This window comes from Vreelandella massiliensis, from assembly GCF_900155385.1.
Classification (GTDB): domain Bacteria; phylum Pseudomonadota; class Gammaproteobacteria; order Pseudomonadales; family Halomonadaceae; genus Vreelandella; species Vreelandella massiliensis.
The window spans coordinates 1,107,456-1,123,024 of record NZ_LT699745.1 but is presented as its reverse complement, the minus strand read 5'-3'; the positions used below and the strand labels follow the sequence as shown (position 1 = coordinate 1,123,024).

9 protein-coding genes are annotated in these 15,569 nt (G+C 51.2%); all 9 read right to left on the bottom strand.

Annotated elements, in window-relative coordinates; translation table 11 throughout:
* Window positions 1-16: 16 nt before the first annotated feature.
* The 9 genes from BQ9846_RS09890 to BQ9846_RS09850 all read right to left on the bottom strand — a co-directional run bounded on the left by BQ9846_RS09890 (window position 17) and on the right by BQ9846_RS09850 (window position 15,509).
* On the bottom strand, window positions 17-1,585 hold the full coding sequence (locus tag BQ9846_RS09890; protein WP_159437925.1) for a chemotaxis protein CheW: 1,569 nt from the start codon (window positions 1,583-1,585) through the stop codon (window positions 17-19).
* A gap of 23 nt (window positions 1,586-1,608) precedes the next feature.
* Window positions 1,609-3,516 (bottom strand): methyl-accepting chemotaxis protein, encoded by a 1,908-nt coding sequence (locus tag BQ9846_RS09885; RefSeq protein WP_075880799.1) that lies wholly within the window; start codon window positions 3,514-3,516, stop codon window positions 1,609-1,611.
* 172 nt (window positions 3,517-3,688) lie between these two features.
* Entirely contained in the window at window positions 3,689-4,576 is an 888-nt protein-coding gene (locus BQ9846_RS09880) for an EAL and HDOD domain-containing protein (protein ID WP_159437924.1), read from the bottom strand.
* A gap of 427 nt (window positions 4,577-5,003) precedes the next feature.
* Window positions 5,004-7,100, bottom strand: a complete 2,097-nt coding sequence (locus BQ9846_RS09875) for a response regulator (protein ID WP_075880798.1) — start codon at window positions 7,098-7,100, stop codon at window positions 5,004-5,006.
* Window positions 7,097-8,896, bottom strand: a complete 1,800-nt coding sequence (locus BQ9846_RS09870) for a response regulator (RefSeq protein WP_075880797.1) — start codon at window positions 8,894-8,896, stop codon at window positions 7,097-7,099. Before BQ9846_RS09870 ends, BQ9846_RS09875 begins: the two co-directional genes overlap by 4 nt.
* Window positions 8,897-8,931: 35 nt before the next feature.
* Entirely contained in the window at window positions 8,932-9,462 is a 531-nt protein-coding gene (locus BQ9846_RS09865) for a putative pterin-binding protein (protein ID WP_235818950.1), read from the bottom strand.
* A gap of 144 nt (window positions 9,463-9,606) precedes the next feature.
* The gene (locus tag BQ9846_RS09860; protein WP_144049409.1) at window positions 9,607-12,216 is read right to left on the bottom strand and encodes a response regulator; all 2,610 of its coding nucleotides are present in this window, start codon (window positions 12,214-12,216) and stop codon (window positions 9,607-9,609) included.
* A gap of 44 nt (window positions 12,217-12,260) precedes the next feature.
* Window positions 12,261-13,388: an FIST signal transduction protein gene (locus BQ9846_RS09855; RefSeq protein ID WP_075880795.1), complete on the bottom strand. Its 1,128-nt coding sequence runs from the start codon at window positions 13,386-13,388 to the stop codon at window positions 12,261-12,263.
* A 45-nt stretch (window positions 13,389-13,433) separates the two neighbouring features.
* Entirely contained in the window at window positions 13,434-15,509 is a 2,076-nt protein-coding gene (locus BQ9846_RS09850; protein ID WP_075880794.1) for a putative bifunctional diguanylate cyclase/phosphodiesterase, read from the bottom strand.
* Window positions 15,510-15,569 lie beyond the last annotated feature (60 nt).

Below are 15,569 nucleotides of genomic sequence, written 5' to 3'. Positions count from 1 at the left end.
CGCTATTCCTAAAAGGTCACTGATTTGCCGTTGACAACGTGCTTTCATTTACATCTGCGCTTTCGACTAGCGCTTGCTGCTCGTCGTGGCTCATCAGCGCATTAACATCAAGCAGCTGAATCAGCTGGTTGTCAGGTGTGCGAACCACTTCGCCGAGCAATTTTTGCTGCGCAGCCGACAAGCGCGGCGCCGGTTCAATCGTGTGACGTTGCAGACGACGTACCTCACTGACGGTATCCACGACAAATCCGGTTGTGATACCGGCTAGGTTAAGCACCAAGATACGTTGCCGTTCATTGTGCTCAATACCGGCCACACCGAAGCGGGTTCGCATATCCACCACCGGCAACACCGTGCCGCGCAAATTCATCATGCCTTCGATGAAATCAGGACTTTTGGGAACATGATAAAAGCGCTCAGGCAGCCGGGTGATCTCTTGCACCTGCTCGATAGAAATGCCGTATTGCTGCTCATCAAGCGTGAAGACCACTAGCTGGCATTCGTCATTTTGCTCTTCATTGGTTGCATCGGTCATGGCAGCATCTTGCTCTTGCGGGCTTTTCTCAGCCTGGGGGTCGACAAGCGCTAACGTATTAGCGGTGACAAAAAGAGGATCAGTAGCCAACAAACTGAGCAGACGGCGTCCCTCGTCTAAACGGCAAATAGCCGCCACATCCTGCATGCTGGGGTCTCGAGCCAGTACATCGGGTACCGGCTCAAGATGTTTTTCGTCGAGCCGCACGACTTCTTTGACCTGATCTACCGCTAACGCTAAACGCACTTGACCACGGCGTAATACGACGACCACTTGTTCGCTATCCGCCGGCGAAGGAGGCAACGCCAACCAAGCACGCATGGAGAAAAGTGGAAAGGTTTTTCCTCGCCGGGTCATCAACCCAATCACGTGTGCCGGAGCCTTAGGCGTGCGACTAATGCGATCGGGATAGCGCAAAATTTCTTGCACGTCGCCAAGACGAAACGCGTACTCCTGATGATCTACTTCAAGACTCACCAGTTGCGTTAGTTCGTCATTTTCTTGATCTTCCACGACGGACTGATTAGCGGCCGTACCAATGCTAGCCAGCATCCCAGCACTGCCATCTTCGGAGTCGCCGGCAAATTCGCGTGCCATCAAAGCATTAAGGTCGAGGAGCTGAAGCAGGCGCTGCTGGTTATCCTCTAGCCGATAAACACCTCTGAGCAGTTCGGTATCAACGCTACTGATCTCGACTGCTGGTTCAATGCATGCACTGTCCAGGGTCATGACACGGTCGACATGGTCAACCACCATACCCACGCTTTGTCCCATATCCAGTAACAGTACGCGGCTCGCATCATTAATCGTGCTCTGACCTATTCCTATTAGAGCTCGCAAATCCACGATAGGTGACACACTGCCGCGCAGCCCCGCCAAACCAAGCAGAGAGGGCGGCGTCATGGGCACTTTTACCGGCTCTGGATAGCGCATGATTTCCAGTACTTGGGTCATCGGCAGAGCAAACGTTTCCTGACCGAGGGCAAAACTCACTACTTGCAGCAACCCGCCATCATCACTGTCGGTATCCGTTTGAAGCGTTGCGTTCATATCGCCTCCTGGCTCGTTATGCATCAGCTACTTTGCATTTCATCGGCGATCGAGGCGATCTCTTCTACGGCAGCAGCAAGCTCTTCTATCCCTTGCGCCTGCTGATCGGCAGCAGTTGAAGCCTCCCGAACACTCGAAGCGGACTGCTCGGCAGCGGTCGCAATCTGCTCCATCCCTTTCTTGCTTTGCGTCACGGCTACGCTGATTTCGCCGGCAGACTCCTGCACGCGCTCGGCACCGTCGTTGAGCTGATTACGCAGCTTTGTCAATTCATCGATATCCGTCAGCACCTGCTCAGTACGCGCGACATCCGCTTCTACTGTAACCAACGAAGTGTCCAAATCGCCGGCAACGGCGTCCGCCTGATCCTGAATACGCCGAACGAGATCTTGCACTTGCTCAACGTTAGTGGAGGCATCATCGGCAAGATTCTGAATGTCACCCGATACAACGGCAAAGCCCTTGCCATACTCACCAGCCCGTGCGGCTTCGACAGCGCCATTTACGGCCAACATGCCCGTCTTAATAGCGATATTGGCAATGGCGTTGGCAATTTTGTCGATCTGACGATTTAACCGCTGCACATCACGCACATTTTTCAGGTTATTTCGCGAGGCATGGAGATCCTCGCGAATCGTGGCCACCATGGTATGGACATTGGCATGGTTCTCATTGAGCTTCTCGCCAATCTCTTTGATGCTAGTGGTGGCTTGCGTTGCGCGTTTATCACTCTGATGCACCGCGGTTTCGACTTGACTGATAGCGGCCAACCCTTGCTCTGCGGCTGATGCCCCCTGTTCGGCGCCGCTCAAAATTTCTTTTAATGCGGTATCTACTTCGCGTGCGCCGCGGTTAAGCTCTTCAACTGACGCTGCGAGTTCTTCGGCAGAAGAGGCCACGCTTTCGGCACTTTTGGCAATATCCGTACTACTACGAAGTTCGTCGGAGACCTCTTCAAGCTCATTGGCCGCATCTTCAGCACCACGCAAGGCTCTCCCCTGCTCGCCAAGTGAGTTGACGACCTCTTCTGCGGCAGCGGCTTGCTGGTCAGCCGCCGAAGCGACGTTTTCCGACCCTTGCTGCAAATCGTCTACGGCTTTTTTAATCTCATCGACGCTGTTACTGACATCACGTGCACCGCGCGTTACGTTACGCACCTCATTGAGGATGGCGTCGAAGCCCTGCTCAATGGCTTCACCGTTTTTGATCTGCTCAAGCGCTGCCTCAGCGGAGCGTTTAACAGCACCACCTGCCTCATCGCTCTTGTGGCGAATACTGTCGACCAGCTCAGTTATTTCAGTGGCGCTGCGTTCTGCGCCTTCCGCCAGCGTGCGCACTGTGTCCGCCACCACTGCAAACCCCTTGCCGTGACGCCCGGCACGTCCCGCTTCGATAGCGGCATTCAAGGCCAGCAAATTGGTCTGGTCAGCAATACGCATCACTTGCCGTGCCGCTTCGTTGATCTCTCCTGCCTGCTCTTCTAAGCGCTGCATTAACTTCAGGGAGTTATCCTGGCGGGTAGCCGTTGCACGCAGACTCTCAACAAGGGCACGAATTTTGTCACTAGCGCCATCGGCGCGATCGTTGGCTTGCTCAGCAAGTTTCCGCACTTCGGTAGCCGCTGCGGCTTGTGCATTCACCTGCTCAGCAATGCTTTTAACAGCAAACAAACTCTCCTGACTTGCCGATGAAGCCTCCTCGGCACCTGAAGCAATTTCCTGCACAGCATCGTTGAGCTGATCACGCGCACGCCCCGACTCAGTGATACCTGCAGCGAGCTGTTGCGCCGCACTGGCCACACGCTCGGATGCTTGCTGCTGTTTTGCCAACGTGCGCGCACGACGACGCTGCTGCTCCACTGAGCGTGATGCGCCCTCTTCGCTGGCAGGCTGTGTATAAGAAGTACGAGAAGTGCTCTTTTTTAATGCCATTAACGTGCTACCTCTTGCTTAAAGCTGACCTTGAATCAGTGGATACGCCACCGTCCAATGGGTGACATTTGGTATTTACAAGGCAGTGTAGCGTGGCAATTAAAATGAGATTGCAAACCTTTGTGACGATTTCCAGCAACGTCACAAGAGGCTTGCAGGGCGATGAGAGTTTCTATCTATTGGCATTGTTGCCATGGGGTTTATTCGTGGTAGGTGCCGCATTGATTAACGCATCCGCCCAGGCGACGGCTTTTAAATAATCATCATTGAGAAAACCGAGCACACCTGCACTGACCTGGGTAAGCACCCCGTTCTCAAACCGCTCCACTAGGTTAAGTAATCGCCCTAAACCGCCTTCTCGATGAAGCAGTGCCTTTTTTACACCATCTTCAAGGGGCACCGAGGCGAGCAGCGACTCCATGGGCTCACCCTCAATCTGGCCAATCAAGGAAAGCAACCCCAACGTGAAGGCCGTACTTTCATTCACATCTTTGAGATGGCTTGCGATGTTGCGACACAGCGCCGCCCTGATCACTACCGCACGTAACTGAACTGCTTGTACTGGATCGTTGCGCGATAGCGAAAGCGCTGCTGCAAGGGCTGTTAACCGGCGCGTGCCAAGCAGTTGAACGGCCTCGCGTAAACTACTAACCGTGCGTACCAGGTTGGCGTGAGCGGCTGAGTTAAGTTGTTTAAATATGAGCTGGCACAAATGAGGGTGCTGGACTAGCAAACTTTCCAGTCGCTCGGGAGACAGGTCATTAAGGGCTAACTCGGCAAGCAGTTGCATCTCTACTGCCGAATTACTTGAACGGTGTTTATTTGGCGACTGAATATGGTTGGGTGGTGCAAAGACAAACCCTTGAAATAACGCGTACCCAGACTCTTTCGCATGCGCTAACTGGTCGCGATTTTCAACAAAGGTGGCAATGAGGGTTAGCGCCTGATGCTGATACCGCATAGGCCAAGACCACGCGTCGCGACGCCGGACATCCACCTTTAAAAAATCGGCCATTTCAAGTATGTCGTCGGCATGTGCATCTAGCGTGGCATCGTCCACACAGATTCGATACCCCTGCTCGCGCAGCTCGGCGAGCTGTTGGCGAATATCTGGCTCGGCTAAAAGCGTTGCTGGCACTTCAGCGACCAGCTGAGCATTAGGCAACGGCATAATATTGGGGTTTTTTACCCACTCAGCGGTGGCATTAAAAAAAAGCCGCCGCTCCCCTACCAGCGACCTAAGCCCCACTTCATAAAAAGCGGTAGTGCATGCCCGCGCTGTGGCTAAAAGAGGGTCATCAATTTGAACAGAGTCAGCCCCAGAACGCGCGCGATATAGGAGTTCATCAGCAACATGCACAAACTGAGCATTGCAAATCGGTTGCAACGCAATGCCGTAACTAGTGGATAAAGCCATTTTTTCGGGCACACTTACCTCTTATTACACACGGTTAGCCACACAAAGCGTACAGCCAACTCCAATTCGACTAATTTAAATAGGTATGTATCATCTGCTTGAGCAGATTCAGTTTCACCGGCTTTGTTACATAGTCGTCGAACCCAGCTTCTCTGCCACGGTGTATCTCCGTATCGCTAGCGTGTGCCGTCACGGCAATAACAGGCAAAGAGGCTAACGTTGGAGTAGCACGTATTTTCTTCAGTGCGGCATAGCCGTCCATACCGGGGAGGCTAATGTCCATTAACACCAAATCGTAGGAAGACTGACTAAGCTTCTCGAGCCCTTGTTCGGCGCTTTCGGCAATATCCAATGAGAGCAAATGCCATTTAGAAAAGGCGCGCTCCATTAAACGCTGGTTGATCCTGTTATCTTCGATATAAAGCACTCTAGCACCGTTGTACTCAGCTTCTTTTTTAAGCGGTATTTCTTGTGTACCAGAATGGTCTGCGTGACTTTTAATAGGCCTTTTTGCGTATTGCAGCCAAAGCGTGAAATCGGCGCCAACGTGCTTTCCAGCATGATGTCTTGTACTGCTTTGACTGGGTTCACTCTTAAGTGTCACGGTGCCACCGAGGCTTTTCGCCAGTTTCAGCGCTAGGCTCAGCCCTACTCCTGTACCCTCTATTGTACCCTTGCTCGCCTCCAGCCGATTAAACGGCGTAAATACGTCCGCATGGTAGGCGGGATCTATGCCAATACCTTCATCCATCACATGAATAGCAACTTGTTGCGCCACTTTTTCAATAATGATGTCGACGCTCCCCCCCTGAGGCTGATACTTAATGGCATTGCTTACCAACTGAAAGAGCACTCTCTGAACACGCTCAGCATCGGCCATTACATAATACCCCCGACTATCCCAGGGCTTTAACGTAATAGCGTGTTTGGACGCCAAGCCTTGAACCTGATGACACAACCTATCCAGTATGGGCTGCAAAGCCACAGGCTTGAGATCCGCGGGTAACAACTCCGCTTCAATATTGGCAAAGTCGAGCAGATCACCGATTAACGCTAAAAGATGGTTACCGCTATCATCGATATGTTTAATATATAATTGGGTTTCCAATGGTAAATCAGAAACATCATTCAACAGCTGAACATAGCCTAAAATCGCGTTTAATGGCGTACGCAACTCATGGCTCATAGAGGAAAGAAAATCATTTTTGGCGCGATTAGCCGCTTGCGCCTTATCCTTAGCAACGGCATAACGTTTCAGCACTTTTTCACGAGTTTTGCTATCGCGGTAAAGGTTGATCAATAGCGCGCACGTCGTGGTAAAAGGGGCAAGTTCGCGTGCCATTCCTATATGATAACCCTGTGGCGCATTAGCGACGCCAAACATTCCCACTAGACGCTCCCCATCATAGATAGGCACCCCGAGAAAATTAAATATCTCGGGATGTCCCGGTGGAAATCCCGTTTTATGAGGATGTCCCGCAAGGTCATCAGTCAAAACCGTTTCGCCATACGCAAACACCCGTCCAAGAATGCTATCTGGATTCGACAATGTCATTTCACCGGAACGCAAACGTTGCATCAGCTGGCGTGAGGATTCATTCCAAGACAAATCAGAAACCGCGTGGACGCGCAAGCTGTATAGCGCGCTGTTTTTTTGGGTCACCGTCTCGCCGATAAGCGCATACTGGCTATTGGTTAGGCGTTTTAACGCCTCCAACATAAAGTCCCAGCGCGCATCATTTTGGTGTAACTCACGATAGTTCCCTACTCCCTGGCGAAACACATCTAGCTGTATCTCTTTATGAACTTCTTGAGTAATGTCTTCGATGGTTAAAAGCACACCGCCAACGAGGGCATTATCGTCGACCGGTATCAGGTGCAGCTGATAATGCTTGCCTTGTACTGCCGCCACTATGGAACAATTGCTCGACTGCTCGGATGTGAGGTCCATCAAATAAGTTTGCCACAACGAGCCTAATGCCGAAGATAATGCACCAGGGAGCACTTCTAACAAACCTGAGAGGCATTGCGGCGATGCGGCTTCACCTAAAAGCGAACGCGCCTTAGCATTAATAAAACAGCACTCTCCTTGTCGCGTCAGACCCACCAACGCATGCGGCACTGCCTCCATGAAGTGCTCAGCTTTCATGGAATTTTTACAGCTCATCCATTGGCTCCCAAGACAACATAATGATTAAGCTGGCGCTCCAATGTGGAAGCATGCACAGGCTTTGTAATCACCTCTTGCATACCGGCATCTAGACAGCGTTGGCGATCCTCTGGCATTGCATTAGCCGTTAAGGCGAGGATAGGAGTGGAATCCCCTCGTCTACGCAACGCTTTAGTAGCCGCCAAGCCATCCATGACGGGCATTTGCATATCCATTAAGATCACATCAAAAGATGACTGATCCACTTTGTCTAACGCTTGCTGGCCATTTTCAACAATATCGACTTGGTGCCCGAGCTTACTAAGCTGCTTGCGTATCAGCATTTGGTTAATGGCGTTATCTTCCACTACTAACACGCGGGCACTCACCACTGACACTTCCGGTAAATCTTGCTCACCTTCAGGCAGTTGGGAGCGTAGTAGCGAAAGGGAAAAATAGAAACGACTGCCGCAATCAAGCGTACTTTCTAGCTGGATAGTTCCCCCCATTGCCTCGATCAATTGCTGACAAATCACAAGGCCCAGACCAGTACCTTCTCGTTGACGCGACAGCGATGTATCCACTTGTGAAAATGGCTGAAATAATTTTTTCTGTTGCGATTGACTCATGCCGCAGCCAGTATCTTCAACGCTAAAGAGCAGGCTGATTGACGTTTCATCCGCGTGGTTTTGCGTGACTTCAAGCGTTATGCTTCCACTATCGGTAAATTTGAATGCATTATTGAGCAAATTCATCAGCACTTGGCGCAAGCGGTTCGGGTCGGCAAACACAACGCCTAATGGGGGGCGATGACAGGCAAACGCAATGGCGGTTCCCTTGGCGCGCAGAGAATAATTACGGCATAGCGAATCAAGTAACAACCCCAGGTCAAATGGCTGAGGAGCAAGCGAAAGTTTGCCTGCTGCAATGCGCGAGTAATCGAGAATATCGTTAATCACGGTTGACAGGGCATGAGTGCTATCGCGCAGAGCACTTAAGTACTCACGACCCGTAACACTGGATATCACTTCATTTTCTAGTAAATCCGTAATCCCTACGATGCCGTTAAGGGGTGTGCGAATTTCATGACTCATAACCGCCATAAAGTCAGATTTCGCCTGGCTTGCACTTTCTGCTTCACGTCGAGCAGCGTCCAACTTTTCGTTTGTGTCTCTTAGCTTCTCCTGCCGGTGTTCTAGCGCCTTACGCTGACGCCTGAGCTGAAGTAACAGCAACACACCTGCCAACATGGTGAGAGTGACCAAAAATAGCGTCGCCCGGATCAACGTATCCAGGCTTTCTCTATCCGCTTGACGCTGCCGCGAGAAGAAGTGGTTTACCTCAGTGGCAATCTGCCCGGTCGCGTGCTGGATCTCTTTTAGCTTGCTGTTCAAGCTGGGGCGCTGCTCCGGTAGCGATGCTGCATCAAGTGACATAAGCGGCTCATCCAGTGCGCGAATGTCTGCCAACACTTGATCAACATCGTACTCACGCACTTGAACGCGGTGTATTAGTTGCGCGACTTGACCGCGCTCAACCACTCTCAGGCGACTGTAGAGAATGTCATAGGCCATTTTCAGTGATTCAAGCGCTTCGGGAGACGCTTCTAGCAACGCAATACGTACATCGCGCACTTCACGGTCGAGTTGATAGGTAGCCCAAACAGCATCCTCAAAAAGCCGTTTATCTACGGACTGATGCTTAAAAAGGGCGATGCTACCCAACGCAAGCGACGCACAAAAAAGTACGCTGATACCAATTACCGACAGTGGGTTTCTGCGGACAAAAGCCGGTAACGTAAAATGAAGCGCCATGGGCAACACCACTTCCTACAGGTAACTCGCCTCGTTCAGTCGACAATCAGACGATTGACTTGCCAGGCCGAGCGGGCATAAATCGTTTCCTGATTCAGTTCGGTGTGCTGATCGTAGGGATAGATGACAAAGATAGGCCCGTGCTCTCGCACGCTCATTCGGCTTCCATTGGCATGTGTCGCCAGTATCACGTCATAGGTGTAAAAGTCTTCCGTTGGGATTGTTACCTCATAATCATTTAAGGCAACAGCTCGCACACTCTCGCCTTCAGCATCCAGTGCTTCCAAAAGGTCACGTGCCAGGGGACCTTCAAAGGTCATCTGCTGATCATGCCATGGAGTACTCGTCACAATGGTATGGCTACCGAGAGCCTCTAACATGGGATAGTCAAAAGCGGCTTTATCTTCCGCATTGGTTTCGCCAATATCACCACTAACCGTCAGTATAACGCGGTCTTTGGGGGGCTCTAGGGCAAAACTCGCGGAAGCGCCAGTAAGGCTGACTATAAATAACACCGACTGGCTAAAGGATAACCAAGAGCGAAAAGGGGTCGCCATCATCGACATGAAATATTGTCCTACATTGGGTTTAGACACTCATTTATGGGTGTCTAAAGATTAGAAGAGGTCTTTTATAAGCTCTGCAAAGATAACGCAGACCAGAAACATGAAATGCAAACAATTGCAAAAGCTGGGATTAAGCTATCCGTATTAATGCTCCTCAAGTTCCAGACGCAGCTCTTGCTCCAGTGTTGTCAACACTTCCAGCAGCGTGCGCATCAGCCGCTGTAATTGCATCAGCGGAACCGCACGCTCTGCTGCTTGTTGCAGCTCAATCACGCCTTGCCGGGCGCTCTCGGCCTGAAGGGTACCGATTAATGGTTCAAGTTTGCGCATGTGCTCGATAATATCGTCCGGCGCGTGGGGATTAAGCAAAGCATGGTGCAGGCGCTGACGATGAAAGGAAAGCTCGTCGGCTAAAAGCTGCAGCAGCGGTACTACACGCTGCGCGTCACCACCAAGCCGCAATACAGTGGCCTGCCAGTCAAAAGCAGCACCGGTTTCAGTAGACACCACAGTCTCCGCAGGGCTCGAAGGGGCTTCCTTCATGTTGGCAGTGGGCATATCGGCCATGGCAAGAAAGTCATCCAGCGTCATCATGTCAGCCTTAGGCTGTAAAGAGGTATGCACGCTGACATATTCTAATCCCCCCTCTCTCTTAAACTGCGTGGAACGTTGCGTGGCAACATGCTCATAAACACGTGCAATTTCACCGGTCAGCTTTTTTGCCTTAACGGGTTTAGCGACGTAACCTTGCATCCCCTCGCTGAGATACCGTTCACGATCACCTTTCATCGCATTGGCAGTTAAGGCAATAATAGGTGTTGGCAGTAGGCCTTGATCAGCTTCATAGCGGCGAATCGCGTGTGTGGCCTGAATGCCGTCCATCAAGGGCATCATCATGTCCATTAAGACAATATCAAAGCGTTGCTGCTGAAACTTAGCCACCGCCTCTTCACCGTTAGGGGCTACCTCACAGTGGGCACCTATTTTATTGAGCATTTGTAGCGTTAGCTTTTGATTGATCTTATTATCTTCTGCCAATAAGATCGAAAGTGAATTTTGCGGCGCATCAAGCTTGGTCTCGTCTTGCACTGAATTTAGCGCGGATAACGGTGCCTGCTGTTCAAGTAAGAGCTGCTGTAGGTCTCCAAGGGCTAGCGGCTTAGTGATATAGCCTGGAATGCCAAGCGCTTGGCAGCGCTGGGTATCACCTGACAGTGCTGACGACGTGACGATACGAATATTCTTTGGCGCTATCAGTTGCTCATTGATCAGCTTTTCCGCCAATTCATACCCGCTCATACCTGGCATGCGTACGTCGATCAACACCAGGTCAAAGCTGTCTTGAGTATCACGCGGATAACGCAGACGGAACAGCGTCTCTGGTCCACTGGTGCTTAATTCAAAAGGTACGTCAAGCACCTTCATCATTGCACGGAAGACGTCACGATCAACTTGCTCGTCCTCGACCAAAAGCACGCGGTGCTGGCTTGGCTTTAGACGTTGCGCTTCGATAGCCTGAACAGGTTCAGCTAGCGGCACTGGAATGTGAAATGTCATGCAAGTCCCATGATCCAGGCGGCTGCTTGCCCAAATCCGGCCTCCCATGAGTTCCACCAACTGGCGCGTAATGGCGAGCCCTAAGCCGGTGCCTTCAAACCGGCGATTAGTGGTGCTGTCGACCTGCTCAAACGCCTCAAAGATACGATCTATTTGTGCTTCGGGGATGCCGATTCCGGTATCGGTCACTTTGAACGAGAGCCACACCTTCTCATGGTAAGGTTCATACATGGGCGGTTCTAGCTGGGATACCTCAAGGTGCACTCTACCCATTTCCGTAAACTTCAACGCGTTGCCAATTAAATTGGTCAACACTTGTTGCAACCTAAGCGGATCAATAGCGATATAGCGTGGCAAGTTTTCATCTAGCCGATAACTAAGGCGTATTTCTTTAGTGAGTGCTCGTGGCGCCTGTGCTTTGAGTACTTGACCAATAAACTGATAAAAATCGATACCCTCCAGGCGGAGGTCAAGTTTATTGGCTTCGATCTTGGAGATGTCTAGCAATAAATTAATAATTTCTAATAAGCTGTCGGCGCTTACACGCGCTAAATTCAAGTACTCTTCCTGCTCCTTACTTAATGGTGTCTCAAGGACTAAATCTAGCATTCCCATCACGCCGTTCATCGGCGTGCGGATTTCGTGGCTCATATTGGCCAAAAACCGGCTCTTAGCTAAGTTGGCCGACTCAGCTTGTTGCACTTTCTCTTTTAATTCGTCTTCGTACAGACAGGCACGCGCCGCATTGGCCAACTTTTCCATCAGTTTAGCCAAGGACATCATCAAACTGTGAGAAAATCCTTCGCCTTTCCTGCGCAACAACAAAATGCCAAAACGAGGCAGTGAAAAAACGTAGCGTTCACCGTCATCACATAACACGCGTCGCGGAAGACGGGCATGTAGCGATGCAAGCGCCTGAGAGTTATCGGGCAGCTCAAGCGATTCAACAAAAGCCACATGGTCTGGCTGCTTGAAAAGCCTCCGCGGCATGCACAGTGAGCGCTCCCAACGTACCTTGGTGGCGATGCCTGCATGTCCATCATCGCTCTCGAACTGCTGTAACACACAGGCACTGATGCAGTTGAGCGTACGCACCATAGTCGCAATGCTCTGAGTCAGCATGGACTCCAGGCTCAGGCTCTGTCCTATCGACAGCGAGATTTCGTAGAGGGTGTCAGTTTCCGACCGTTTTTCCACGTACGTATCGCTTCTTTGAAGTCTTGAGTGAAATGCGGTTTGAATCAGCTATCCAGAATGCCGAGCACCGTTGTTTTGTTATAAAACTCCAGGTAATCACTGCCGCTGTTGGCGATTTCGCCTAGCGTGAAAGCGCCGAAAACCGGCATGCCATCGCTGACAGCCTCAAGCTCGTGAGACAAGTCATCACCTAAAAATAAGACACGGGATATACAGTCAATCAGCAGCCGTTGACAGCCGGCTTTTGCCGAAGGCGCCGCTTCCAGCGCTTGCTCTCGAGCACTGATTGCCGCTTCAATCAGCGCTTGCGGATTGCCGTGTAAAAGCCTCATTGCACACCCCTCGGGCACTTCTCCAACACACACGAGTTCTCCTTCTGGAGTGATGGCTAACGGGTCGCGCACAACCACCTCGGTACCGAGTTTGACAATACCCAGCGGATAAGACTTGGCAATGGAAAAAAAATTATCAGGAGTAATGATGTCGCCACTATAGGCGTGAATCCACTCACGATATACCTGCGCTGCCGGCTGCCAATCGATGCTCTTGATAACGTTGCGTTCGCTTTGGGTAATGATGGCGCTATCACTTATCGGCGACCAGCCATGAGTCACACCGATATAGCTGGCAATAGGTAACGAAATCACCAGTGCAGCATCCTGCAAAAGCCCTTGCGGCGTGATGAGGCAAGGACGCTGCTCAAAGCTAAGCGATCCAGCGCCACCGCCAATAAAGTTATGCTCAAGGCCAAAGGTGAAAAATAAGCTCTCCACCAGCGCGCTGATGCGCGAAGCTAACCCATCAACCAGTACACAGTGTGTGCGCTGATGGTCCTCCAGCGGCCAATGATCTGCCCATGTTTCCAGTATTGACTCAAAATCAGTGTCTGCATCGCTCAATTCCCTCACGACGCCTACATCAGCGGAACAGTACAAACCGATCAGCAATGTACCATGCGCATAGTTTTTACCCTGGAAAGCAATCTGAGGGAAAAGCCCACCCACAACGGGCACCTTAGCGTCTGTTATCCAAACATCAATATCCCCTGACTTCCAACCATTCTCGTCGCACGCAAAGACCAGCACTGTTTTTATTGTTTCCTGCGCGGCAAGCGAATGTAAGGCGGTGCCGAACGCTTCAGGAGTCCCAGTTGGCTCAAATTCAAACTGCATGATGCCCCCGCTGCCATGGTAGCTTTGATATATAGCGCCCTCTGACTAACACATGCCCTCATGGAGCGCTGCATTGGCCGTTGTACATAAAAATGCCAAACATGCGGATGGCTCCATTGGCCTGGCTAGCAAGAAGCCTTGTATTTCATCGACATCCAGCGCATCAAGGTAATCACGCTGCCGCTGAGTTTCCACACCTTCAGCGATGGTCTTTAAACCTAAGCCTTGACTAAGCGCGGTGAGTGAACGAACGATCGCGCGGCTGGGGCGAGAATCAGCAACACCAGTAATAAAGCTTCGATCAATCTTCAGTGTATTCAACGGAAAGCGCAACAAGTACTCATAGGAAGAGTGTCCTGTGCCAAAGTCGTCAATAGCTAAGCGGAAACCCAATCCTTTTAGTTCGTGCAGAATGGCAAGTGTTGCTGAAGGATTGCTCATCGCTGTGCTTTCTGTAATTTCCAGCTCTAGGTGGTACGGTTTTAGTTTGTGATCAGCGACATGCTCAGCAATTTGCTTGGCTAATCCTGGCTGCTCAAACTGCAGGGCCGAAAGATTTACCCCCATGCACAAATCAAGCCCTTCATGTTGCCACTCGGCAAGCTGGCGGCACGCTTCTTTAATCACCCAGTCACCGACTTCAACGATCATGCCGCTCTCTTCGAGCAAAGGGATGAATTGAGCTGGTGATACGACACCTCGCTCTGGATGACGCCAGCGAAGCAACGCTTCTACGCCATCAAACCCACCACTGCTAAGCCGTTGCTGCGGCTGATAGACCAAAAAGAATTCATCGCGTGCTAACGCTTTGCGCAGATCAGTTTCAAGACTTAGCACCTCTTCGTCGGCATAAACATCCACCTCATCAAACAACACTAACCGCTGTGCGACTGCTTGGTAACGTGAAAAACGCTGCGCTAACAATGCCGTACGCAAAAGCTCTTCACCATTGTGCCCATCCTGCGGATAGAGGCTTCCCCCTGCAGTGAAGTCAACAAAAACCTCTGAGTTGCTGACAACATAATGGCGTGCTAAAGGCCTTATCCAGTCCTCGTAGTGCACTCCAATCTCTTTTGCACTCGTCTGTGGTACGGCAACACCGAACGTATCCGCTTCCAAACGGCACACTAGCGCACTCTCAGGAGTACTCTGCTTCAGTCGCTGAGCAAATAGCGTTAACACCTGGTCGCCCGCCTGGATGCCAAGCACATCGTTAATGCGGTGTAGCCGACTGACATCAAGTGTCAGCATCATCCACGGCGATTCGGGGGCACTATTTATCTGTTCATCAAGTAAGTTTAAAAACAGGCGTCGCTTGGGCAGATTGGTAAGCTCATCATATTCGGCAAGATAAATGGCTTTATCTTCAAAGGCACGCAGTGCTGTTACATCCTGAAAAGCGCCGATCAAATGATTATCTTCACTTTTTCCGCCGCTTTGCAGCCGCAGTTTACGCGCCAGCACTCCACTACCGACTGTCACCTCTAAATTGATCCCCTCACCAGAAGCTTCGGCATCACTAAGTGAGGCTTGTAACCGTAGCCGGTCTTTGGGAGACAGTAGCGTAAGCAGTTGCTCACCGCTTTCAGGTAAAGCCGGCCACTGCAGGACATCGTGAGCACCGGCTGACCAGCTAAGGTGGTCATCGGTAAAGTTGAGCTGCCAAAAGCCCAAACGGGCTAATTTACAGGCACTCGCTTGTTCTAGCTGTGTGTCGCGCAGCGCCTTTTCGCGCTGTGCCCCACGCAGCGCATACTTGATGCGCTCAGCCAGCAGCGGCAGGTTGATGGGTTTGGTAATAAAATCCGTTGCGCCTGACTCAAACGCCTGATTAATCGAGGTTACGTCATCCGAGCCTGTTAGCATCAAAAGCGGAACCTGTTGACATGCAAGGCCTGCCTCGCCTCGACGGATTGACTGCACCAACTCAAAGCCGTTGCGCCCCGGCATGGTGACATCGATCAACGCGAGGTCCGGGGAATGATCCCGAAAAACTACCAGCGCCTGTTCGGCATCAGCAGCTTGAAATACTTCATAACCTTTACGCTTAAGGCCGGAAGAAACGAGTAAGCGAATCGTCGGATCATCATCAACAATCAGCAGTCGACACATAAACGTCATTGGTACCTCTTGGCGAAAAAAAGCGGCAGCTTTCAAAGCTATGAAAAATTCGTGGCTGGA